The sequence below is a fragment of the Enterobacter cloacae complex sp. SHL001 genome (assembly GCF_049236825.1).
Taxonomy (GTDB): domain Bacteria; phylum Pseudomonadota; class Gammaproteobacteria; order Enterobacterales; family Enterobacteriaceae; genus Enterobacter; species Enterobacter hormaechei_C.
Genome location: NZ_JBMKIP010000003.1, coordinates 361,752 through 381,405, shown reverse-complemented (window position 1 = coordinate 381,405; position 19,654 = coordinate 361,752). Strand labels below are relative to the sequence as shown.

General features: G+C 57.1%; 19 protein-coding genes and 1 other RNA gene. 14 read left to right on the top strand and 6 right to left on the bottom strand.

Annotation, left to right across the window (positions count from 1 at the left end; all coding sequences use genetic code 11):
• The first annotated feature begins 34 nt into the window (after positions 1 to 34).
• From fbaA to ACOTYH_RS11190, 4 genes are all read left to right on the top strand, one after another.
• The gene (fbaA, locus tag ACOTYH_RS11205; RefSeq protein WP_017692704.1) at positions 35 to 1,114 is read left to right on the top strand and encodes a class II fructose-bisphosphate aldolase; all 1,080 of its coding nucleotides are present in this window, start codon (positions 35 to 37) and stop codon (positions 1,112 to 1,114) included.
• A 187-nt stretch (positions 1,115 to 1,301) separates the two neighbouring features.
• On the top strand, positions 1,302 to 2,156 hold the full coding sequence (mscS, locus tag ACOTYH_RS11200; protein WP_015571808.1) for a small-conductance mechanosensitive channel MscS: 855 nt from the start codon (positions 1,302 to 1,304) through the stop codon (positions 2,154 to 2,156).
• A gap of 148 nt (positions 2,157 to 2,304) precedes the next feature.
• Complete coding sequence (argO, locus tag ACOTYH_RS11195) at positions 2,305 to 2,940, top strand: arginine exporter ArgO (protein ID WP_032682211.1); 636 nt, start codon at positions 2,305 to 2,307, stop codon at positions 2,938 to 2,940.
• Between the two features lie 92 nt (positions 2,941 to 3,032).
• Entirely contained in the window at positions 3,033 to 3,755 is a 723-nt protein-coding gene (locus ACOTYH_RS11190; RefSeq protein ID WP_017382904.1) for an oxidative stress defense protein, read from the top strand.
• Positions 3,756 to 3,797: 42 nt separating this feature from the next.
• Here ACOTYH_RS11190 and argP read toward each other — a convergent pair whose 3' ends face one another.
• Complete coding sequence (gene argP / locus ACOTYH_RS11185) at positions 3,798 to 4,691, bottom strand: DNA-binding transcriptional regulator ArgP (RefSeq protein WP_003860089.1); 894 nt, start codon at positions 4,689 to 4,691, stop codon at positions 3,798 to 3,800.
• Positions 4,692 to 4,818: 127 nt separating this feature from the next.
• On the opposite strand from argP, the gene rpiA reads away from it, so the two are divergent.
• Together rpiA and serA are read left to right on the top strand one after the other, a co-directional pair.
• Complete coding sequence (rpiA, locus tag ACOTYH_RS11180; protein WP_003860091.1) at positions 4,819 to 5,478, top strand: ribose-5-phosphate isomerase RpiA; 660 nt, start codon at positions 4,819 to 4,821, stop codon at positions 5,476 to 5,478.
• A gap of 266 nt (positions 5,479 to 5,744) precedes the next feature.
• Positions 5,745 to 6,977 (top strand): phosphoglycerate dehydrogenase, encoded by a 1,233-nt coding sequence (serA, locus tag ACOTYH_RS11175; RefSeq protein WP_015571805.1) that lies wholly within the window; start codon positions 5,745 to 5,747, stop codon positions 6,975 to 6,977.
• Positions 6,978 to 7,182: 205 nt separating this feature from the next.
• On the opposite strand, the gene ACOTYH_RS11170 is transcribed toward serA, so the two are convergent.
• The 3 genes from ACOTYH_RS11170 to zapA all read right to left on the bottom strand — a co-directional run bounded on the left by ACOTYH_RS11170 (position 7,183) and on the right by zapA (position 8,358).
• Positions 7,183 to 7,779: a 5-formyltetrahydrofolate cyclo-ligase gene (locus ACOTYH_RS11170; protein WP_017692706.1), complete on the bottom strand. Its 597-nt coding sequence runs from the start codon at positions 7,777 to 7,779 to the stop codon at positions 7,183 to 7,185.
• A 24-nt stretch (positions 7,780 to 7,803) separates the two neighbouring features.
• A non-coding RNA gene (gene ssrS / locus ACOTYH_RS11165) (6S RNA) lies at positions 7,804 to 7,987 on the bottom strand.
• 41 nt (positions 7,988 to 8,028) lie between these two features.
• Complete coding sequence (gene zapA, locus ACOTYH_RS11160; RefSeq protein WP_003860096.1) at positions 8,029 to 8,358, bottom strand: cell division protein ZapA; 330 nt, start codon at positions 8,356 to 8,358, stop codon at positions 8,029 to 8,031.
• A 167-nt stretch (positions 8,359 to 8,525) separates the two neighbouring features.
• Between zapA and ACOTYH_RS11155 the strand changes: the two genes are divergently transcribed.
• From ACOTYH_RS11155 to ACOTYH_RS11120, 8 genes are all read left to right on the top strand, one after another.
• Positions 8,526 to 9,104 carry a YecA family protein gene (locus tag ACOTYH_RS11155; protein WP_003860099.1) on the top strand — a complete coding sequence of 193 codons (579 nt, stop codon included), beginning with the start codon at positions 8,526 to 8,528 and terminating at the stop codon, positions 9,102 to 9,104.
• Positions 9,105 to 9,135: 31 nt separating this feature from the next.
• On the top strand, positions 9,136 to 10,449 hold the full coding sequence (gene pepP, locus ACOTYH_RS11150; RefSeq protein ID WP_086626100.1) for a Xaa-Pro aminopeptidase: 1,314 nt from the start codon (positions 9,136 to 9,138) through the stop codon (positions 10,447 to 10,449).
• On the top strand, positions 10,446 to 11,624 hold the full coding sequence (gene ubiH / locus ACOTYH_RS11145) for a 2-octaprenyl-6-methoxyphenyl hydroxylase (protein ID WP_048973643.1): 1,179 nt from the start codon (positions 10,446 to 10,448) through the stop codon (positions 11,622 to 11,624). Before pepP ends, ubiH begins: the two co-directional genes overlap by 4 nt.
• A gap of 12 nt (positions 11,625 to 11,636) precedes the next feature.
• The gene (ubiI, locus tag ACOTYH_RS11140; RefSeq protein WP_033487631.1) at positions 11,637 to 12,839 is read left to right on the top strand and encodes an FAD-dependent 2-octaprenylphenol hydroxylase; all 1,203 of its coding nucleotides are present in this window, start codon (positions 11,637 to 11,639) and stop codon (positions 12,837 to 12,839) included.
• 397 nt (positions 12,840 to 13,236) lie between these two features.
• The gene (gene gcvT, locus ACOTYH_RS11135; protein ID WP_058689567.1) at positions 13,237 to 14,331 is read left to right on the top strand and encodes a glycine cleavage system aminomethyltransferase GcvT; all 1,095 of its coding nucleotides are present in this window, start codon (positions 13,237 to 13,239) and stop codon (positions 14,329 to 14,331) included.
• 23 nt (positions 14,332 to 14,354) lie between these two features.
• Positions 14,355 to 14,744, top strand: coding sequence for a glycine cleavage system protein GcvH (gene gcvH, locus ACOTYH_RS11130; protein ID WP_006811885.1), 390 nt, complete (start codon positions 14,355 to 14,357; stop codon positions 14,742 to 14,744).
• A 127-nt stretch (positions 14,745 to 14,871) separates the two neighbouring features.
• Positions 14,872 to 17,745: an aminomethyl-transferring glycine dehydrogenase gene (gene gcvP / locus ACOTYH_RS11125; protein WP_421637740.1), complete on the top strand. Its 2,874-nt coding sequence runs from the start codon at positions 14,872 to 14,874 to the stop codon at positions 17,743 to 17,745.
• Between the two features lie 70 nt (positions 17,746 to 17,815).
• The gene (locus ACOTYH_RS11120; RefSeq protein WP_015571798.1) at positions 17,816 to 18,559 is read left to right on the top strand and encodes an SDR family oxidoreductase; all 744 of its coding nucleotides are present in this window, start codon (positions 17,816 to 17,818) and stop codon (positions 18,557 to 18,559) included.
• Positions 18,560 to 18,561: 2 nt separating this feature from the next.
• Here ACOTYH_RS11120 and ACOTYH_RS11115 read toward each other — a convergent pair whose 3' ends face one another.
• Positions 18,562 to 19,062 (bottom strand): protein disulfide oxidoreductase, encoded by a 501-nt coding sequence (locus ACOTYH_RS11115; RefSeq protein ID WP_017382895.1) that lies wholly within the window; start codon positions 19,060 to 19,062, stop codon positions 18,562 to 18,564.
• The gene (locus ACOTYH_RS11110; RefSeq protein ID WP_032669266.1) at positions 19,052 to 19,654 is read right to left on the bottom strand and encodes a DsbA family protein; all 603 of its coding nucleotides are present in this window, start codon (positions 19,652 to 19,654) and stop codon (positions 19,052 to 19,054) included. Before ACOTYH_RS11110 ends, ACOTYH_RS11115 begins: the two co-directional genes overlap by 11 nt.

Below are 19,654 nucleotides of genomic sequence, written 5' to 3'. Positions count from 1 at the left end.
TTTTCTAACGGCCGAAGATACAGGACTAAGCAACATGTCTAAAATTTTTGATTTCGTAAAACCTGGCGTTATCACTGGTGATGACGTACAGAAAGTGTTCCAGGTAGCTAAAGAAAACAACTTCGCACTGCCAGCAGTTAACTGCGTAGGTACCGACTCCATCAACGCCGTACTGGAAACCGCTGCAAAAGTTAAAGCACCGGTTATCGTTCAGTTCTCTAACGGCGGCGCTGCGTTCATCGCAGGTAAAGGCGTGAAAACTGACGTTCCTCAGGGCGCTGCTATCCTGGGTGCTATCTCTGGCGCACATCACGTTCACCAGATGGCTGAGCACTACGGTGTTCCGGTTATCCTGCACACTGACCACTGCGCGAAAAAACTGCTGCCATGGATCGACGGTCTGCTGGACGCAGGTGAAAAACACTTCGCAGCAACCGGTAAGCCACTGTTCTCTTCTCACATGATCGACCTGTCCGAAGAGTCTCTGGAAGAAAACATCGAGATCTGCTCTAAGTACCTGGCGCGTATGTCCAAAATGGGCATGACCCTGGAAATCGAACTGGGTTGCACCGGCGGTGAAGAAGACGGTGTGGACAACAGCCACATGGACGCTTCTGCTCTGTACACTCAGCCAGAAGACGTTGATTACGCTTACACCGAGCTGAGCAAAATCAGCCCACGCTTCACCATCGCAGCGTCCTTCGGTAACGTACACGGCGTATACAAACCAGGTAACGTGGTTCTGACTCCGACCATCCTGCGTGATTCTCAGGAATACGTGTCTAAGAAACACAACCTGCCGCACAACAGCCTGAACTTCGTCTTCCACGGCGGTTCCGGTTCTTCTGCTCAGGAAATCAAAGACTCCGTAAGCTATGGCGTAGTGAAAATGAACATCGATACCGACACCCAATGGGCAACCTGGGACGGTATCCTGCAATACTACAAAACCAACGAAGCTTACCTGCAAGGTCAGCTGGGCAACCCGAAAGGCGAAGACCAGCCGAACAAGAAATACTACGATCCACGCGTATGGCTGCGCGCTGCCCAGACTTCTATGATTACTCGTCTGGAGCAGGCATTCAAAGAACTGAACGCGGTTGACGTTCTGTAATTTGAGCTGTTCATAGCGTCAAGAAGGTCCGCATATGCGGGCCTTTTTTTATGCCTTTTCAATAGCCTGATGCCTCTGTTTTTGTGATCTGTTTGGCAATATCATGGCTTTTTGTTTACCCTTTACTGACCTGCCTGTCTCCGTGTGGGATAGATTTTGTGGTTTTTATGAGCATAAGGAAAGATAAATGGAAGATCTCGGTGTTGTAGATAGCATCAATAACGCTGGCTCCTGGCTGGTGCGCAACCAGGCGCTCCTGATTAGTTACGCTGTGAATATTGCGGCGGCAATCGCCATTATTATTGTGGGGATGATCGTTGCCCGCACGGTTTCCCGGGGCGTTAATCGCGTAATGCTATCCCGTCATATCGATGCAACCGTTGCTGATTTCCTATCTGCGCTGGTGCGTTACGGGATTATTGCGTTTACCCTCATTGCGGCAATGGGGCGGGTCGGTGTACAGACCGCTTCGGTCATTGCTGTACTTGGTGCCGCTGGTCTGGCCGTAGGTCTCGCTCTTCAGGGCTCGCTGGCTAACCTTGCAGCTGGCGTACTGTTAGTGACGTTCCGTCCTTTCCGTGCCGGAGAGTATGTTGATCTCGGTGGCACTGCGGGCACCGTGCTGAACGTGCAGATTTTTTCTACCACGCTGCGTTCGGCAGACGGCAAAATCGTCATTGTGCCAAACAAGAAAGTGATTGATGGCAACATTACTAACTTCTCTCGTGAGCCGGTTCGCCGTAATGAACTCATTATCGGGGTTGGCTATGATTCAGATACTGAGCTGGTGAAAAAGCTGATTACCGATATCATCGAATCAGATGACCGCATTCTTAAAGATCGCGAAATGACCGTTCGCCTGAACGAGCTGGGTGCGTCATCCATTAATTTTGTGGTGCGCATCTGGAGTAAAAGCGGCGATCTGCAAAACGTTTACTGGGACGTGCTGGAGCGTATCAAGCGTGATTTCGATGCCAACGGTATCAGCTTCCCTTATCCGCAGATGGACGTAAATCTCAAACGCGAGAAAGCAGCCGAATAATTTGCTTTAACGTAGGCCCGGTAAGCGTCAGCGACACCGGGCTTTTCTTATATTAGCCCGGCTAATCCCCAATTAATATTATCAATTTCCTCTAATGTCGTTCCCGCAGTATAGTCTGCCTTCAGGACAACTCTGCGAGAATTACGTCATGTTATCTTATTATTTTCAGGGGCTTGCGTTAGGCGCGGCCATGATCCTTCCCCTTGGTCCACAAAATGCGTTTGTGATGAACCAGGGCATTCGCCGCCAGTATCATCTGATGATTGCCCTGCTGTGCGCGGTGAGCGATTTGCTACTGATTTGCGCCGGGATTTTTGGCGGCAGCGCCTTGCTGATGCAGTCGCCGTGGCTGCTGGCGCTGGTTACCTGGGGCGGCGTAGCGTTTCTGCTGTGGTACGGGTTTGGCGCCCTGAAAACGGCCATGAGCAGCAATCTTGAGCTGGCGAGCGCCGAAGTGATGAAGCAGGGGCGCTGGAAGATTATCGTCACCATGCTCGCCGTGACGTGGCTTAACCCGCACGTCTACCTTGATACCTTTGTGGTGCTGGGTAGCCTGGGCGGACAGCTGGACGTTGAGCCCAAACGCTGGTTTGCGCTCGGTACGGTCAGCGCCTCCTTCCTCTGGTTCTTCGGTCTTGCGATCCTGGCGGCATGGCTGGCACCACGGCTGCGGACTGCCAGAGCGCAGCGCATCATTAACACGCTGGTGGGGCTGGTGATGTGGTTTATTGCCTTCCAGCTGGCGAAAGAGGGGATTCATCACGTACAGGGACTGTTCAACTAAGCGTTGTCTTATGGACATCTGAACAAGACCCGCTAAGCTTGCTGGCATGAGCCCTGTTAACAGGGCACTCTTCGCAACATGGAGGAATGACAGTGAAGTTTAAGGTGATGGCCCTGGCGGCATTAGTAAGTTTAGGTGCGGTGTCGGTGCAGGCGAATGAACTGCCAAACGGTCCGCACATTGTCACTTCAGGCACGGCAAGCGTGGATGCGGTACCGGATGTTGCAACCCTGGCAATTGAAGTGAACGTGGCGGCGAAAGATGCTGCTTCCGCCAAGAAACAGGCAGACGATCGTGTTGCGCAATACCTCTCTTTCCTGGAACAGAACGGTGTCGCGAAAAAAGACATCAGCTCTGCGAACCTGCGTACCCAACCGGATTACGACTACCAGAACGGCAAAAGCATCCTGAAAGGCTATCGCGCCGTGCGTACTGTGGAAGTGACTGTACGCCAGCTTGATAAGCTCAACGGATTGCTGGATGGTGCGCTGAAGGCTGGGCTGAACGAAATTCGTTCCGTCTCGCTGGGCGTTGCGCAACCGGAGAAATATAAAGACGAAGCGCGTAAAGCGGCGATTGATGATGCCATTCATCAGGCGCAGCAGCTGGCATCCGGCTTCAAGACCAAGCTCGGTCCGGTTTACAGCGTGCGCTACCACGTTTCAAACTACCAGCCAAGCCCGATGGTTCGGATGATGAAGGCGGACGCCGCGCCGGTTTCTGCTCAGGAAACCTACGAGCAGCCAACCATTCAGTTCGACGATCAGGTTGATGTGGTGTTCCAGCTGGAGCCGACTGAAAAGCCCGCTCAGTAACCCGTAGGCCGGGTAAGGCGAAGCCGCCACCCGGCTAGTTTTTCAATCCTGTCTTAACACCTTATGCCCAAACGCCAGCAGCGCGTCAGTGACGTTGCGCATCATGCGGCTTTCCGGCGCAAAACGGTGCCAGTACAGCATCCGGCGCTGATACAGCCCCGGGGTTAAATCAATCAGCTCACCGCTTTTCAACTCTTTCTCAATCTGCAAATGCGGGATCATGCAGCAGGTGGTTCCCTGACGCGCGAGCTGTACGAAGGCTTCGGACGAGTTAACGATATGACACGGTACGCTGCCCGGCGGCAGATCGAAGTTTTGTTGCAGGAAAGCCTGATGCATATCGTCCAGATGGTCGAAAGCGACGGCAGGCGCTTTCAGCAGCGCGGCGCGGGTCACACCGTTCGGGAAGTAGCGCTCGGCAAAAGCTTTTGAACCGACAAACAGGTAATCCAGCGCGCCCAGCTGATCCACCAGACAGCTTGGCAACGCCTGAGGCTGAATACTGACCGCACCAACCACTTCGCCACGGCGCAGGCGTTCCTGAGTGCGGGTCTCGTCTTCAACCTGGAGATTCAGGCGGATAGGGGAGTCGGCCAGCACCGGCGCAAGGGCCGGCAGCAGCCAGGTTGCCAGACTGTCGGCGTTCACCGCCAGCGACAGCAGCAGCGGCGTGGAGCCGGTCTGTTCATCGCCCAGCCACTCATCTTCCAGCAGTTCAACCTGCCGCAGCAGGGCGAGGAGCTTTTGTCCTTGCTCCGTCGGACGCGGCGGTACGGTACGCACCAGCAGCGGCTGCCCGAACATGTTTTCAAGCTGTTTGATACGCTGTGATACGGCGGACTGGGTGATGCACAGCTTTTGCGCCGCGCGCTCAAAACCGCGTTCACGAATAACTGCATCAAGTGCCTGTAGTGTTCTGTAGTCCGGACGTTTCATTGCTCTGGCTGACTCCTTAATTTTGCTTAATCTGCACTATGACACAATTTTCCCTTCGTGGCAGACGAAATCCATTCGACGTGTTCTATAATGCGCCCTGAGTTTTCACACCACAGGCAAAACGATCATGACGCAGGATGAACTGAAAAAAGCAGTAGGATGGGCCGCTCTCCAGTACGTACAGCCGGGTACCATTGTCGGTGTTGGTACGGGGTCGACGGCGGCGCACTTTATCGATGCGCTGGGCACGATGAAGGGGCAGATCGAGGGCGCGGTTTCCAGCTCCGATGCTTCCACGGAAAAGCTGAAAAGCCTCGGCATCACCGTTTTCGACCTCAACGAAGTGGACCGTCTGGGCATTTACGTTGATGGCGCGGATGAAATCAACGGCCATATGCAGATGATCAAAGGCGGCGGCGCGGCGCTGACGCGCGAGAAGATCATTGCCTCCGTTGCGGATAAGTTCATCTGCATCGCGGACGCCTCCAAGCAGGTCGACATTCTGGGGAATTTCCCGCTGCCGGTCGAAGTGATCCCGATGGCGCGCAGCGCCGTGGCTCGTCAACTGGTGAAGCTGGGCGGTCGTCCGGAATACCGTCAGGGTGTGGTGACCGACAACGGCAACGTGATCCTCGACGTTCACGGCCTTGAGATCCTCGATGCCATTGCGCTGGAAAATGCGATCAACGGCATTCCAGGCGTCGTTACCGTAGGGTTATTTGCCAACCGTGGCGCGGACGTGGCGCTGATCGGCACGGCTGACGGTGTAAAAACCATCGTAAAATGATCTGACGGGGGGAGCGCTCCCCCCGCTAAAAAATTTTTGAAAAGCTAAATTCGGTGACTTGTGTCACGTTTTTCCGCCTCTTTTGCCGATCCTGCCACGTTCGTAATTTTCCGCAGCATTTTCCTCTGCCATTTTGCTCTGTATGACTTTTCTTCAGAGTGCCGACGCAAACGTTCATATTGCTGCAATAGTTTTTTTTGATATGTTGGCTGCACGGGATTTATATCCAGCACAACATCAGTTCAGATAAAAACAGGGTCGGGTAAATGGCAAAGGTATCACTGGAGAAAGACAAGATTAAATTCCTGCTGGTTGAAGGCGTGCACCAGAAAGCGCTCGATAGCCTTCGCGCAGCAGGCTACACCAACATCGAATTTCACAAAGGCGCGCTGGACACTGAAGAGCTGAAAGCGTCCATCCGTGATGCCCATTTCATTGGCCTGCGATCCCGTACCCAACTGACTGAAGACGTTATTGCTGCGGCGGAAAAGCTGGTGGCGATTGGCTGTTTCTGCATCGGCACCAATCAGGTTGATCTGAATGCCGCCGCAAAACGTGGTATCCCGGTCTTTAACGCGCCGTTCTCTAACACCCGTTCCGTGGCGGAGCTGGTGATTGGCGAGCTGCTGCTGCTCCTTCGCGGCATTCCGGAAGCTAACGCCAAAGCGCACCGCGGCGTGTGGAATAAGCTGGCTGCGGGCTCCTACGAAGCGCGTGGTAAAAAGCTCGGGATTATCGGTTACGGCCACATCGGTACGCAGCTCGGTATTCTGGCGGAATCCCTCGGCATGCACGTGTTTTTCTACGATATCGAAAGCAAGCTGCCGCTGGGTAACGCGACGCAGGTGCAGCATCTTTCAGACCTGCTGAACATGAGCGACGTGGTCAGCCTGCACGTGCCGGAAAATGCGTCCACCAAAAACATGATGGGGGCGGAAGAGCTGGCGCTGATGAAGCCGGGCGCTCTGCTGATCAACGCCGCGCGCGGCACTGTGGTTGACATTCCTGCGCTGTGCGATGCGCTGAAGCGTAAGCATCTGGCGGGTGCGGCGATTGACGTATTCCCGACGGAACCGGCCACCAACAGCGATCCGTTCACTTCTCCGTTGTGCGAGTTCGACAACGTGATCCTGACACCGCACATCGGCGGTTCTACTCAGGAAGCGCAGGAGAATATCGGCCTGGAAGTGGCGGGTAAACTGAGCAAATATTCCGACAACGGTTCAACGCTCTCTGCGGTGAACTTCCCGGAGGTGTCTCTGCCGCTGCACGGTGGGCGTCGTCTCCTGCATATCCACGAAAACCGTCCTGGCGTGCTGACCGCCATCAACCAGATCTTTGCTGAGCAGGGTGTTAACATTGCCGCGCAGTATCTGCAAACTAACTCGCAGATGGGTTATGTGGTGATTGATATCGAAGCGGATGAAGACATCGCCGAGAAAGCATTGCAGAGCATGAAGGCCATTCCGGGGACGATTCGCGCGCGCCTGTTGTACTGATGATGCGGTCTGTGGCGTCGGGTGGCGGCTGCGCCTTACCCGACCTACAGTTGTCGTGCGGTTTGTGTGTCGGGTGGCGCTTACGCTTACCCGACCTATAATGGTCGTGCGGTCTGTGTGTCGGGTGGCGCTTACGCTTACCCGACCTGTAATGTTCGAGGATTTATGTAGGCCGGGTAAGGCGCAGCCGCCACCCGGCTTTGTTCTACCAGGTCCAGGTTTTACTGGGCGTCACCACCGCTGGTAACGGCACATCCCATTTCTCTACAGGTAATGCCTCCACGCCCTGACAATCATGCGCATAGCCCACCGGCTGCAACCCGTACTGCTGCCAGTTTTGCAGCGTCCTGTCGTAGAACCCCCCGCCCATGCCTAATCGCTGGCCCTGCTCGTCAAACGCCACCAGCGGCGTAATCAGCACATCCAGCCCGGAAAGCGGGAGCACGTCGCGCACGTCGAGTTTGGGTTCGGTGATTTTCAGACGATTCACCACCAGCTCGCTGTGCGGATGGTAGTGCAGAAACAGCAGATTGCCCGGGCTAAAGGGATGCAGAACCGGCAGGTAAACTTTTTTCCCGGCGCGCCAGAGCTGGTCGATAAGCGGTTGGGTATCCAGCTCACCATCAAACGAGAGAAACAGGGCGACGGTGTTTGCCATCACCACAGGGGGATAGGCCATCATGCGGGCGGCGGCCTGCTGAGCAAACTGTGCCTGTTGCTCGGCGCTTAGGGCGCGACGACGCTGGCGAATAAGCTGACGGATGTCCTGGCGTGAAGCAGAAACTTCAGGGAGTTGAGTCATGGTAGTCGGTAGAAGAAAAGAGAGGGAATCTCCGAGATGCCGCCGCAGGCTGTAACCCTTGAACCCTTGGTTCAAGGTGAATGTGTCGTCATAGTCTTAAGGCTTCTCGGACGAACCGAGCATGCTCACCAACCATGGAGCGCCACATTCTTGTGGTATGAAATATCGGCTCAGGGGACTGGCCCGCTTGCGAACATCTCAGAGAAATTTTGTCTTCACAGTTACTCTACCATAGTCAACTGAGAAGTGTTATTCAAACTTTGGTCCCGGTCTTTCGGGACTGCGACCTTGATCAAGCAATGCCTGTTCTATGGTCTGCTGGAGCATTTTAATGCGCTGCTCCATGCTTGCCGCGTAATCGCGGGTCTTCGCTTTTTCCTGAGTCAGTTCATAGCTGATGTTCAACGCGGCGATGAAAACCAGCTGCTCAGTATTTGTGACTCTAGTGCGTTCTTTTAGATCTTGCAACCGCTGATTCAAATCGTCCGCAGCCTGATTCAAGGCATCCCTTTGTTCAGGCGGACAATTCACTCGCAGTGAACGGCCAAAAATCTGGAGATCGACGGGTTGTGCAGACATGCCACCTTCCTGCTGATTGACTGCGCTGCCTTCGCATACTGCCCCGGGGGCTGCGAAGGGGCGACACTATAGCTACCCTGATGTGAAGATACAAGCCCTTTTCTGGTATCACCAGGGTCCAAAGTGGTAGCATATCATGAATATCCTCCCTTTGATGACGAATGCGTATGTCTATACAGAACGAAATGCCTGGTTACAAGGATTTAAACCAGTTACTGAACCAGCAGGGAGTCGGTCTGACCCCTGCCGAAATGCACGGTCTGATCAGCGGCATACTGTGCGGCGGAAACAGCGACAGCTCATGGCAGCCGCTGATCCACGACCTCACCAACGAAGGGCTGGCGTTTGGCCACGAACTGGCGGAAGCGCTGCGTAAAATGCACGCCGCAACCAGCGATTCCCTGGAAGACGATGGCTTTCTTTTTCAGCTTTATCTGCCTGAAGGCGACGATGTCAGCGTCTTCGATCGCGCTGATGCGCTCGCGGGTTGGGTAAACCACTATCTTCTTGGCCTGGGCGTAACCCAGCCTAAACTGGATAAAGTGACCGGCGAAGCGGGTGAAGCGATCGACGATCTGCGCAACATCGCCCAGCTCGGCTACGATGAAGACGAAGACCAGGAAGAGCTGGAGATGTCTCTCGAAGAGATTATCGAGTACGTGCGCGTGGCGTCTCTGCTGTGCCACGACAATTTTACGCGCTCGCAGCCGACCGCGCCGGAAGTTCGCAAGCCAACATTACACTAAGAAAAATAACGCACAGGAGGGTGTCATGGTTATCTCCAGTCAAGAGTATTCTCGCCGTCGTCAGGCGCTGCTGGCAAAAATGCAGCCGGGAAGCGCTGCCCTGATTTTCGCCGCGCCGGAAGTGACGCGCAGCGCCGACAGCGAATACCCCTATCGCCAGAGCAGTGATTTCTGGTACTTCACCGGGTTTAACGAGCCGGAAGCGGTACTGGTGCTGATTAAAAGCAATGACACCCACAACCACAGCGTGATTTTTAACCGCGTGCGCGATCTGACCGCGGAAATCTGGTTTGGTCGCCGCTTAGGGCAGGAGGCGGCGCCAGAAAAACTGGGCGTGGACCGCGCGCTGGCCTACAGCGAAATCAACCAGCAGCTCTACCAACTGCTGAACGGTCTGGACGTGCTCTATCACGCCCAGGGCGAATACGCGTATGCGGATGACATTGTTTTCACCGCGCTGGATAAGCTGCGTAAAGGCTCACGTCAGAATTTGTCTGCACCCGCCACCCTGACGGACTGGCGACCGATGGTGCATGAGATGCGCCTGTTCAAGTCTGAAGAAGAGCTGAACGTGATGCGCCGCGCGGGCGAAATCAGCGCCCTGGCGCATACCCGCGCCATGGAAAAGTGCCGTCCCGGTATGTTTGAGTACCAGCTTGAAGGGGAAATTCACCATGAATTTAACCGTCACGGCGCGCGCTTCCCGTCCTATAACACCATCGTAGGCGGCGGGGAAAATGGCTGCATTCTGCACTACACCGAAAACGAAAGTGAACTGCGCGACGGCGATCTGGTGCTGATTGACGCTGGCTGTGAATATCAGGGTTACGCGGGCGACATCACCCGTACCTTCCCGGTGAACGGTAAATTCACCACCGCGCAGCGTGAAATCTATGACATCGTGCTTGAGTCTCTGGAGACCGCGCTGACGCTGTTCCGCCCTGGCACCTCCATTCAGGAGGTTACGGGCGAGGTGGTACGCATCATGATTACCGGGCTGGTGAAGCTCGGCATTCTGAAAGGCGATGTGGACACCCTTATAACCGAAAACGCCCATCGTCCGTACTTTATGCACGGCCTGAGCCACTGGCTGGGGCTGGATGTGCATGACGTCGGGGCATACGGTCCGGAACGTTCGCGCGTGCTGGAGCCTGGCATGGTGCTGACCGTTGAGCCGGGGCTGTACATCGCGCCGGATGCCGACGTGCCGGAACAGTACCGCGGGATCGGCATTCGTATTGAAGATGACATCGTCATCACGGAAACCGGTAACGAAAACCTGACCGCGACCGTGGTGAAAAAAGCCGACGACATCGAGGCGCTGATGGCGGCGGCACGCGGATGAGCGTAATCATTGTTGGCGGAGGCATGACCGGCGCTACTCTGGCGCTGGCTATTTCGCAGTTAACCCAGGGCCAGCTTCCGGTGCATCTCGTTGAGGCGGTCGCGCCGCAGGCTGCCGATCATCCCGGTTTCGACGCCCGCGCTATCGCGCTGGCGCAGGGGACCTGTCAGCAGCTTGCGCGTATTGGGATCTGGCAGGCGATAGCGGATTGCGCAACGGCGATCGGCACCGTTCACGTCAGCGATCGCGGGCATGCCGGGTTTGTGACGCTGGATGCCCGCGATTACCGGATCGAGGCGCTGGGGCAGGTTGTCGAGCTGCATGATGTAGGGCTGCGGCTGTTCCGTCTGTTACAGGACGCGCCTGGCGTCACGCTGCACTGTCCGGCGCGCGTCGCCAGCTTTACCCGCCGTGACGAGGCCGTCAGCGTGACGCTGGACAACGGCACCACGCTGGAGGGGCAACTGCTGGTGGCGGCAGATGGTTCACGCTCCGCGATCGCCACGCAGTGCGGCGTCGAATGGCGCTCTGAACCCTATGGGCAGGCGGCGGTCATCGCTAACGTCTCTACGGCTGGCGCGCATAACGGCAGGGCATTTGAGCGCTTCACGGAACACGGCCCGCTGGCCATGCTGCCGATGTCGAACGGGCGCTGCTCGCTGGTATGGTGCCATGCGCAGGATCGGGCCGATGAGGTTCTCTCCTGGTCCGACGAACGTTTTTGTTCCGAGCTGCAAAAAGCCTTCGGCTGGCGGCTTGGGCGCATCACCCATGCCGGAAAACGCGTGGCCTATCCGCTCGCGCTGACGACCGCATCGCAGACTGTCTCCCATCGCGTCGCCCTGGTCGGCAACGCCGCGCAGACGCTGCACCCCATCGCCGGGCAAGGCTTCAACCTTGGCCTCCGTGACGTGATAAGCCTGGCAGAGCTCCTGGCCCGGACGTGGAGCGAACAACAGGATTGTGGCGCATACTCGGTGCTGAGCCATTACCAGAAACGACGCCAGGCGGACAAAGCGGCGACCATTGGCGTCACCGACGGTTTAGTCCACCTGTTTGCCAATCGCTGGGCACCGCTGGTTGCGGGTCGCAACCTTGGGCTGATGGCGATGGAACTGTTCATTCCGGCACGTGACGTGCTGGCGCAGCGGACCCTGGGTTGGGTCGCGCGTTAAGGAGTATTGACCGTGCAAAATGTTGATGTCGCCATTGTGGGCGGCGGAATGGTAGGACTGGCGCTGGCCTGTGGTTTACAGGGCAGCGGCCTGCGCGTGGCCGTGCTTGAGCAAAAAGCGCCGCAGCCTGTGGCGCAGGATGCACCGCCGGAGCTGCGCGTCTCGGCGATCAATGCCGCCAGCGAAAAGCTACTGACGCACCTTGGCGTCTGGTCTGAAATCGTGGCGCTGCGTGCCAGCTGTTACCATGGCATGGAAGTGTGGGATAAAGACAGCTTCGGCCGTATCGCGTTTGACGATGAAAGCATGGGCTACAGCCACCTTGGACACATCGTTGAAAACGCGGTGATCCACCACGCGCTGTGGCAGAAAGCGCAGCAGTGCAGCGACGTCACGCTGATCGCACCGGCGAAACTTCAGCAGGTGGCGTGGGGCGAAAACGACGCGTTTATCACTCTTGAAAGTGGCGACATGCTGACCGCGCGTCTGGTGGTGGGTGCCGACGGCGCCAATTCCTGGCTGCGTAACAAAGCGGATATTCCGCTGACCTTCTGGGATTACCGCCATCACGCGTTGGTGGCCACAATCCGCACCGAAGAGCCGCACGGCGGCGTGGCGCGCCAGATTTTCCATAATGACGGCATTCTGGCCTTCCTGCCGCTTGCCGATCCGCATCTCTGCTCCATCGTCTGGTCTTTAGAGCCGGAGAAAGCGCAGCAGATGCAGGAGGCGACGCCGGATGCCTTCAGTCAGGCGCTATGCGTGGCGTTTGATAACCGTCTGGGCCTGTGCATGCTTGAAAGCGAACGCCAGACGTTTCCGTTAACCGGTCGCTACGCGCGTCAGTTTGCCGCGCACCGTCTGGCGCTGGTGGGGGATGCGGCGCATACCATTCATCCGCTGGCCGGGCAGGGGGTGAACCTCGGCTTTATGGACGCGGCTGAGCTGGTTGAAGAGCTGCGTCGCCTGCATCGGGAAGGTAAAGATATTGGTCAGCATCTGTATCTGCGTCGCTACGAGCGCAGCCGCAAACACAGTGCGGCGATGATGCTGGCGGGTATGCAGGGCTTCCGCGAGCTGTTTGCCGGAGCGAATCCGGCGAAAAAACTGCTGCGCGATATTGGCCTCAAGCTGGCCGACACCCTTCCCGGCGTAAAACCGCAGCTTCTTCGTCAGGCAATGGGCCTCAACGATCTTCCCGACTGGTTACGTTAATCTCGATCCCCGTCACACTTTATTTTCCCGGCCTCTGCGCCGGGGAAATTTCCTCGTTTGAAATAATCTAATTTCACGTCATTTTTCGCATTAGAAAATCTAATCTAACTATTTTTATGTTACGGAAATTCGGCCCGTTTTTCCGCATGAAATATCACCATCTGCTAAATTCTGTTAGATCATTGTTAATTTTATGCGGGTTTAATCGCATTTTCCCAGTGAATAACTCTGTAGGCTTTTCAGCGATTTTTGGTCATAAGCTAATGTGATGACCCGTTTTACCTTATGGTTAACCGCCGGTTTCGGTGGTAAGTTCAGGTAAAAGAGAACGTTTGCGTCGGCCCCCGATCGCGAGGCCGACACCGGGTTTCACGGTGAATTTTTCAACGAGGAAAAGATGGCTCAACAGACTCCTTTGTACGAACAGCACGTGTTGTGCGGCGCCCGCATGGTGGACTTCCACGGCTGGATGATGCCGCTGCACTACGGCTCGCAGATTGATGAGCACCACGCGGTGCGCACCGATGCCGGTATGTTCGACGTGTCTCATATGACGATTGTCGACCTGCGCGGTAGCCGCACCCGGGAGTTTTTGCGTTATCTGCTGGCAAATGACGTCGCCAAACTGAAGACGCCGGGCAAAGCGCTCTATACCGGCATGCTCAATGCCTCTGGCGGCGTGATTGACGACCTCATCGTCTACTACTTCACCGAAGATTTCTTCCGCCTCGTTGTAAACTCCGCCACCCGCGAAAAAGACCTCTCCTGGATTTCCCAACACGCTGAACCTTACGCCATAGACATCACCGTTCGTGACGATCTGTCGCTGATTGCGGTGCAGGGGCCAAACGCCCAGGCGAAAGCCGCGTCTCTGTTCAGCGACGAGCAGCGCAAAGCCACCGAAGGCATGAAGCCATTCTTCGGCGTGCAGGCGGGGGATCTGTTTATCGCCACCACCGGCTACACCGGTGAAGCGGGCTACGAAATTGCCATGCCAAACGAGAAGGCCGCTAATTTCTGGCGTGCGCTGGTGGAGGCGGGCGTGAAGCCTGCGGGGCTGGGCGCGCGCGATACGCTGCGTCTGGAAGCGGGGATGAACCTCTACGGTCAGGAGATGGACGAAGGCGTCTCTCCGCTGGCGGCCAACATGGGCTGGACCATTGCGTGGGAACCGGCTGACCGTGATTTTATTGGTCGTGAAGCGCTGGAGATGCAGCGCGAGAAGGGCACTGAACAGCTGGTAGGCCTGGTGATGAAAGAAAAAGGCGTTCTGCGCGGCGAGCTGCCTGTACGCTTCACCGATGCCGATGGCAATCATCGCGAAGGCGTGATCACCAGCGGAACGTTCTCCCCGACGCTCGGCTACAGTATTGCCCTGGCACGCGTGCCGGCGGGGATTGGCGAAACGGCGGTGGTGCAGATCCGCAACCGCGAAATGCCGGTCAACGTGACCAAACCGATTTTTGTTCGCGCCGGTAAGCCGGTCGCCTAACTATTTTTATCAGGAGAACTTCAATGAGCAATGTGCCAGCAGAACTGAAATACAGCAAAGAACACGAGTGGCTGCGCAAAGAGGCGGACGGCACTTACACCGTTGGGATCACCGAGCACGCGCAGGAGCTGCTGGGCGACATGGTGTTTGTTGATCTGCCGGAAGTGGGCGCAACCGTGAGCGCAGGCGACGACTGTGCGGTAGCGGAATCCGTTAAAGCGGCCTCTGACATCTACGCCCCGGTGAGCGGTGAAATTGTTGCCGTGAACGACGCGCTGAGCGACTCCCCGGAGCTGGTCAACAGCGAACCGTATGAAGGCGGCTGGATCTTCAAGATCAAAGCCAGCGACGAAGCGCAGGTTGCCGCGCTGCTGGATGCGACCGCGTACGAAGCACTACTGGAAGACGAATAACGTTGTGCCGGATGGCGCTGCGCTTATCCGGCCTACAGGTTAACGTAGGCCCGGTAAGCGTTAGCGCCACCGGGCAACAGCGTTACAGATAACTACGATTCACTGCACGTTTCAGGAACCATCGCTCATGACACAGACTTTAAGCCAGCTTGAAAACCGTGGCGCTTTCATTGAACGTCACATTGGGCCGGATGCTCAGCAACAGCAGGAGATGCTGAAGACAGTTGGCGCGGATTCATTAAACGCACTGATCGGCCAGATCGTGCCAAAAGACATCCAGCTTGCTACGCCGCCGCAGGTAGGCGAGTCCACGACGGAGTTCGCCGCGCTGGCGGAGCTGAAGGCCATCGCCGGCCTTAACAAGCGCTATAAGTCTTACATTGGCATGGGCTACACCAACGTGCAGTTACCGCCGGTGATCCTGCGTAATATGCTGGAAAATCCGGGCTGGTACACCGCTTACACCCCGTATCAGCCAGAAGTCTCCCAGGGCCGTCTGGAAGCGCTGCTGAACTTCCAGCAGGTGACGCTGGATCTGACCGGTATGGATATCGCCTCTGCCTCGCTGCTGGATGAAGCGACCGCCGCCGCCGAAGCGATGGCGATGGCGAAGCGCGTGAGCAAGCTGAAAAACGCCAACCGCTTCTTCGTGGCGGCGGACGTGCATCCCCAGACGCTGGACGTGGTGCGCACCCGTGCGGAAACCTTCGGCTTTGAGGTGATTGTCGACGACGCTGAAAAAGTGCTGGATCACCAGGACGTCTTCGGCGTGCTGTTGCAGCAGGTGGGCACCACCGGGGAAGTGCAGGACTACGGCGCACTGATCGCCGAGCTGAAATCCCGTAAGGTTATTGTTAGCGTCGCCGCTGATTTTATGGCGCTGGTGCTGCTGACGGCGCCAGGCAAACAGGGCGCGGATATTGTCTTCGGCTCAGCTCAGCGTTTCGGCGTGCCGATGGGCTACGGCGGCCCGCACGCGGCGTTCTTTGGCGCGAAAGATGAATTTAAACGTTCCATGCCAGGCCGTATTATCGGCGTATCGAAAGATGCCGCCGGTAACACCGCGCTGCGCATGGCGATGCAGACCCGCGAGCAGCATATCCGCCGCGAGAAAGCGAACTCCAACATCTGTACCTCGCAGGTGCTGCTGGCTAACATTGCCAGCCTGTACGCGGTGTTCCACGGTCCGGCTGGCCTGAAACGTATTGCCAGCCGCATCCACCGTCTGGCCGATATCCTGGCCTGCGGTCTGCAACAGAAAGGTCTCAGACTGCGTCATGAACACTATTTCGATACCCTGTGCGTCGAGGTGGCAGACAAAGCGGCCGTGCTGGCGCGCGCCGAGGCAGCGCAAATCAACCTGCGCAGCGACATTCACAATGCGGTCGGCATTACGCTGGACGAAAGCACCACCCGTGACGATATCCTGACCCTGTTCAACGTATTGCTGGGTGACGCACACGGTCTGGACGTTGATACGCTCGACAAAGAGGTTGCGCTCGACAGCCGCTCCATTCAGGAAAGCATGCTGCGCGACGACGCGATCCTGACTCACCCGGTGTTCAACCGCTATCACAGCGAAACCGAGATGATGCGTTACATGCACTCTCTGGAACGTAAAGATCTGGCGCTGAACCAGGCGATGATCCCGCTGGGCTCCTGCACCATGAAGCTGAACGCCGCGGCTGAGATGATCCCAATTACCTGGCCTGAATTCTCTGAGCTACACCCGTTCTGCCCGGCTGAGCAGGCGGAAGGGTATCACATGATGATCAACCAGCTCTCCGACTGGCTGGTGAAGCTGACCGGGTACGACGCGATCTGCATGCAGCCGAACTCCGGTGCGCAGGGTGAATACGCTGGTCTGCTGGCGATCCGTCACTATCACGAAAGCCGCAATGAAGGCCACCGTGATATCTGCCTGATCCCAAGCTCTGCCCACGGTACCAACCCGGCTTCTGCCCAGATGGCAGGAATGGAAGTGGTGGTTGTGGCGTGCGACAAAAACGGCAACATCGATCTGGCCGACCTGCGCGCCAAAGCCGAGCAGGCGGGCGACAAACTCTCCTGCATCATGGTGACCTACCCATCCACCCACGGCGTGTACGAAGAAACTATCCGTGAAGTGTGTGATGTGGTGCATCAGTTCGGCGGCCAGGTTTACCTCGACGGCGCAAACATGAACGCCCAGGTGGGCATCACCTCTCCGGGCTTTATTGGCGCGGATGTGTCGCACCTGAACCTGCATAAAACGTTCTGCATTCCGCACGGCGGTGGCGGCCCGGGGATGGGTCCTATCGGCGTGAAAGCGCACCTGGCACCGTTTGTGCCGGGCCACAGCGTGGTGCAGATTGAAGGCATGCTGACCCGTCAGGGCGCGGTCTCCGCGGCACCGTTCGGCAGCGCCTCTATCCTGCCAATCAGCTGGATGTACATCCGCATGATGGGCGCGGAAGGGCTGAAGCAGGCCAGCCAGGTGGCGATCCTCAACGCCAACTACATCGCAACGCGTCTGAAGGACGCCTATCCGGTGCTCTATACCGGCCGCGACGGTCGCGTGGCGCACGAATGCATCCTCGATATTCGTCCTCTGAAAGAAGAGACGGGCATCAGCGAGCTGGATATTGCCAAGCGCCTGATCGACTACGGCTTCCACGCGCCAACCATGTCGTTCCCGGTAGCGGGTACGCTGATGGTTGAGCCGACCGAATCTGAAAGCAAGGTGGAGCTGGATCGCTTTATCGACGCCATGCTGGCGATCCGCAGCGAAATCGACCGCGTGAAAGGCGGGGAGTGGACGCTGGAAGATAATCCGCTGGTGAACGCGCCGCATACACAGAACGAACTGGTGGCAGAGTGGAACCACGGTTATACCCGCGAGCTGGCTGTCTTCCCGGCAGGTGTGGCAAACAAATACTGGCCAACCGTGAAACGTCTTGATGATGTTTACGGCGACCGTAACCTGTTCTGCTCCTGCGTGCCGATGAGCGAATACCAGTAACGTTGTTCCTGTAGTAACGTAGGCCGGGTAAGGCGAAGCCGCTACCCGGCTTTTTTATTGGGAGAAAAGAATGGCAATTGCACTGGTCACCGGCGCCAGCCGGGGTATTGGTAAAGCCACCGCGCTACAGCTGGCAAGCGAAGGCTACACAGTTGCGGTGAATTTTCATCACAACATCAAAGCCGCGACGGACGTCATTAATCAGATCGTGGACGCGGGCGGTAAAGCCTTTGCCGTACGCGCGGACATCAGCGATGAAGCGCAGGTGATGGCGATGTTCGACAGCATCGATCGCGAAGGTGAGCCGCTCGCCGCGCTGGTGAACAACGCCGGGATTTTGTTTGAACAATCCACCATCGAAAACCTCTCCGCTGAACGTATTAACCGCGTGCTGGCTACCAACGTCACCGGCTATTTTCTCTGCTGCCGTGAAGCGGTTAAGCGCATGTCGCATAAACACGGCGGCAAGGGCGGCGCGATTGTGAATGTCTCCTCGGCGGCATCACGGCTGGGCGCGCCGGGGGAATATGTGGATTATGCCGCCTCAAAAGGGGCGGTGGATTCCCTGACCACCGGCCTCGCGCTGGAGGTGGCGGCGCAGGGCATTCGCGTTAACGGCGTGCGGCCAGGCCTGATTTATACCGATATTCACGCCTCCGGCGGCGAGCCGGGGCGTGTGGATCGGGTGAAGTCGATGTTACCGATGCAGCGTGGCGGTCAGCCGGAGGAGGTCGCCCAGGCCATTGTCTGGCTGCTGAGCGACAAAGCCTCCTATGTCACCGGTAGCTTCCTGGAGCTGGCTGGCGGGAAGTAACGCTACGACGCCAGCCACAGCCGCAGGCGCATTCCCCAGCCGCTGGTCCAGCCGGTGGTGATCGACTTCACCTCACCGTGAGAGATCACCACCAGCGTTGGCGTAACCTTAACGTCCCACTCACGCGCCAGTTCTCCGCTGGCGTCGTTGACCGTGGGCATCGTCGCCTTCTTCTTCCTCATCCAGGTTTCGAGCGTCGCGTTATCGCCCGAGCGCAGCGCAACCGACATCACGTTACCCCCGTCCGCGGCAAGCGCCGCCACCGACGGCGTGGTGTAGCGGCAGACGCCGCACCATGTCGCCCAGACGTAGACCAGCAGCGGTCGCTCCTTACTCATGGCGATAAGATCGACGGGCTGGCCGTCGAGGGTGTGCAGTGCCGTCGCGGAGAAATTCTGCGGCAGCGCGGGCTGGCGGAAATAGTCCACCGCCAGGCTCACGGCTACGCCAATCAGCAGCCATACGCCCAGCTCGCGCAGCAGGCGCGGAAGCTTACTTGCCACGGGCGTTTGCCAGCTGTTCTTTGACCAGCCCCTCCAGGTCGTCATACGGAATTGCGCCCGCCACCATCTGGTCGCCGATAATGGTCGCCGGGGTACCCTGAATATTCAGCACCTGCGCCAGGATGAGGTTCATCTTTAGGCTGTCCATGGTTTTATCATCCTTTTTAATGCTGTCCGTTCCGGTCTTTACCTTCGCGGCGGCGATGCTGGCGTCATCGTGATAGCCCTTTTTCATCATCAGCCGCTGGTGGAGCGCCCAGAATTTATCCGGCGCCTGCTGCCACGTTGAGAGTGCCGCTTTCGCGGCATTTACCGAGCTTTGTCCCTTGAACGGCAGCAGTTTGACGATGAGCTGCACGTCGGGATTTTCCTGCACGATTTTCTCAAGCATTGGGTCGAACTGCTTGCAATACGGGCAGTTGTAGTCAGTGAAGGAGACGATGGTCAGCTTCGGCGATGTCGCGCCGGTTCGCGGGCTGTTGGGGTCGTTAAACAGCAGTTTTGCCAGCTGGTCGCTGGAAGCGTCATCAGAAGGTGCGGCGAAACCGAACGTTGATAACGACAGCAGAAGTAAGGCAACGAAGGCTCTCAT

Bases quoted from the DNA above. Each gene is read 5' to 3' on its own strand.
- serA (WP_015571805.1), top strand. From the start codon at position 5,745: ATGGCAAAGGTATCACTGGAGAAAGACAAGATTAAATTCCTGCTGGTT.
- fbaA (WP_017692704.1), top strand. From the start codon at position 35: ATGTCTAAAATTTTTGATTTCGTAAAACCTGGCGTTATCACTGGTGAT.
- zapA (WP_003860096.1), bottom strand. From the start codon at position 8,358: ATGTCTGCACAACCCGTCGATCTCCAGATTTTTGGCCGTTCACTGCGA.
- argO (WP_032682211.1), top strand. From the start codon at position 2,305: ATGTTATCTTATTATTTTCAGGGGCTTGCGTTAGGCGCGGCCATGATC.
- gcvH (WP_006811885.1), top strand. From the start codon at position 14,355: ATGAGCAATGTGCCAGCAGAACTGAAATACAGCAAAGAACACGAGTGG.
- ACOTYH_RS11110 (WP_032669266.1), bottom strand. From the start codon at position 19,654: ATGAGAGCCTTCGTTGCCTTACTTCTGCTGTCGTTATCAACGTTCGGT.
- rpiA (WP_003860091.1), top strand. From the start codon at position 4,819: ATGACGCAGGATGAACTGAAAAAAGCAGTAGGATGGGCCGCTCTCCAG.
- ACOTYH_RS11120 (WP_015571798.1), top strand. From the start codon at position 17,816: ATGGCAATTGCACTGGTCACCGGCGCCAGCCGGGGTATTGGTAAAGCC.
- ACOTYH_RS11155 (WP_003860099.1), top strand. From the start codon at position 8,526: ATGTCTATACAGAACGAAATGCCTGGTTACAAGGATTTAAACCAGTTA.
- gcvT (WP_058689567.1), top strand. From the start codon at position 13,237: ATGGCTCAACAGACTCCTTTGTACGAACAGCACGTGTTGTGCGGCGCC.
- ubiH (WP_048973643.1), top strand. From the start codon at position 10,446: ATGAGCGTAATCATTGTTGGCGGAGGCATGACCGGCGCTACTCTGGCG.
- ACOTYH_RS11170 (WP_017692706.1), bottom strand. From the start codon at position 7,779: ATGACTCAACTCCCTGAAGTTTCTGCTTCACGCCAGGACATCCGTCAG.
- mscS (WP_015571808.1), top strand. From the start codon at position 1,302: ATGGAAGATCTCGGTGTTGTAGATAGCATCAATAACGCTGGCTCCTGG.
- gcvP (WP_421637740.1), top strand. From the start codon at position 14,872: ATGACACAGACTTTAAGCCAGCTTGAAAACCGTGGCGCTTTCATTGAA.
- argP (WP_003860089.1), bottom strand. From the start codon at position 4,691: ATGAAACGTCCGGACTACAGAACACTACAGGCACTTGATGCAGTTATT.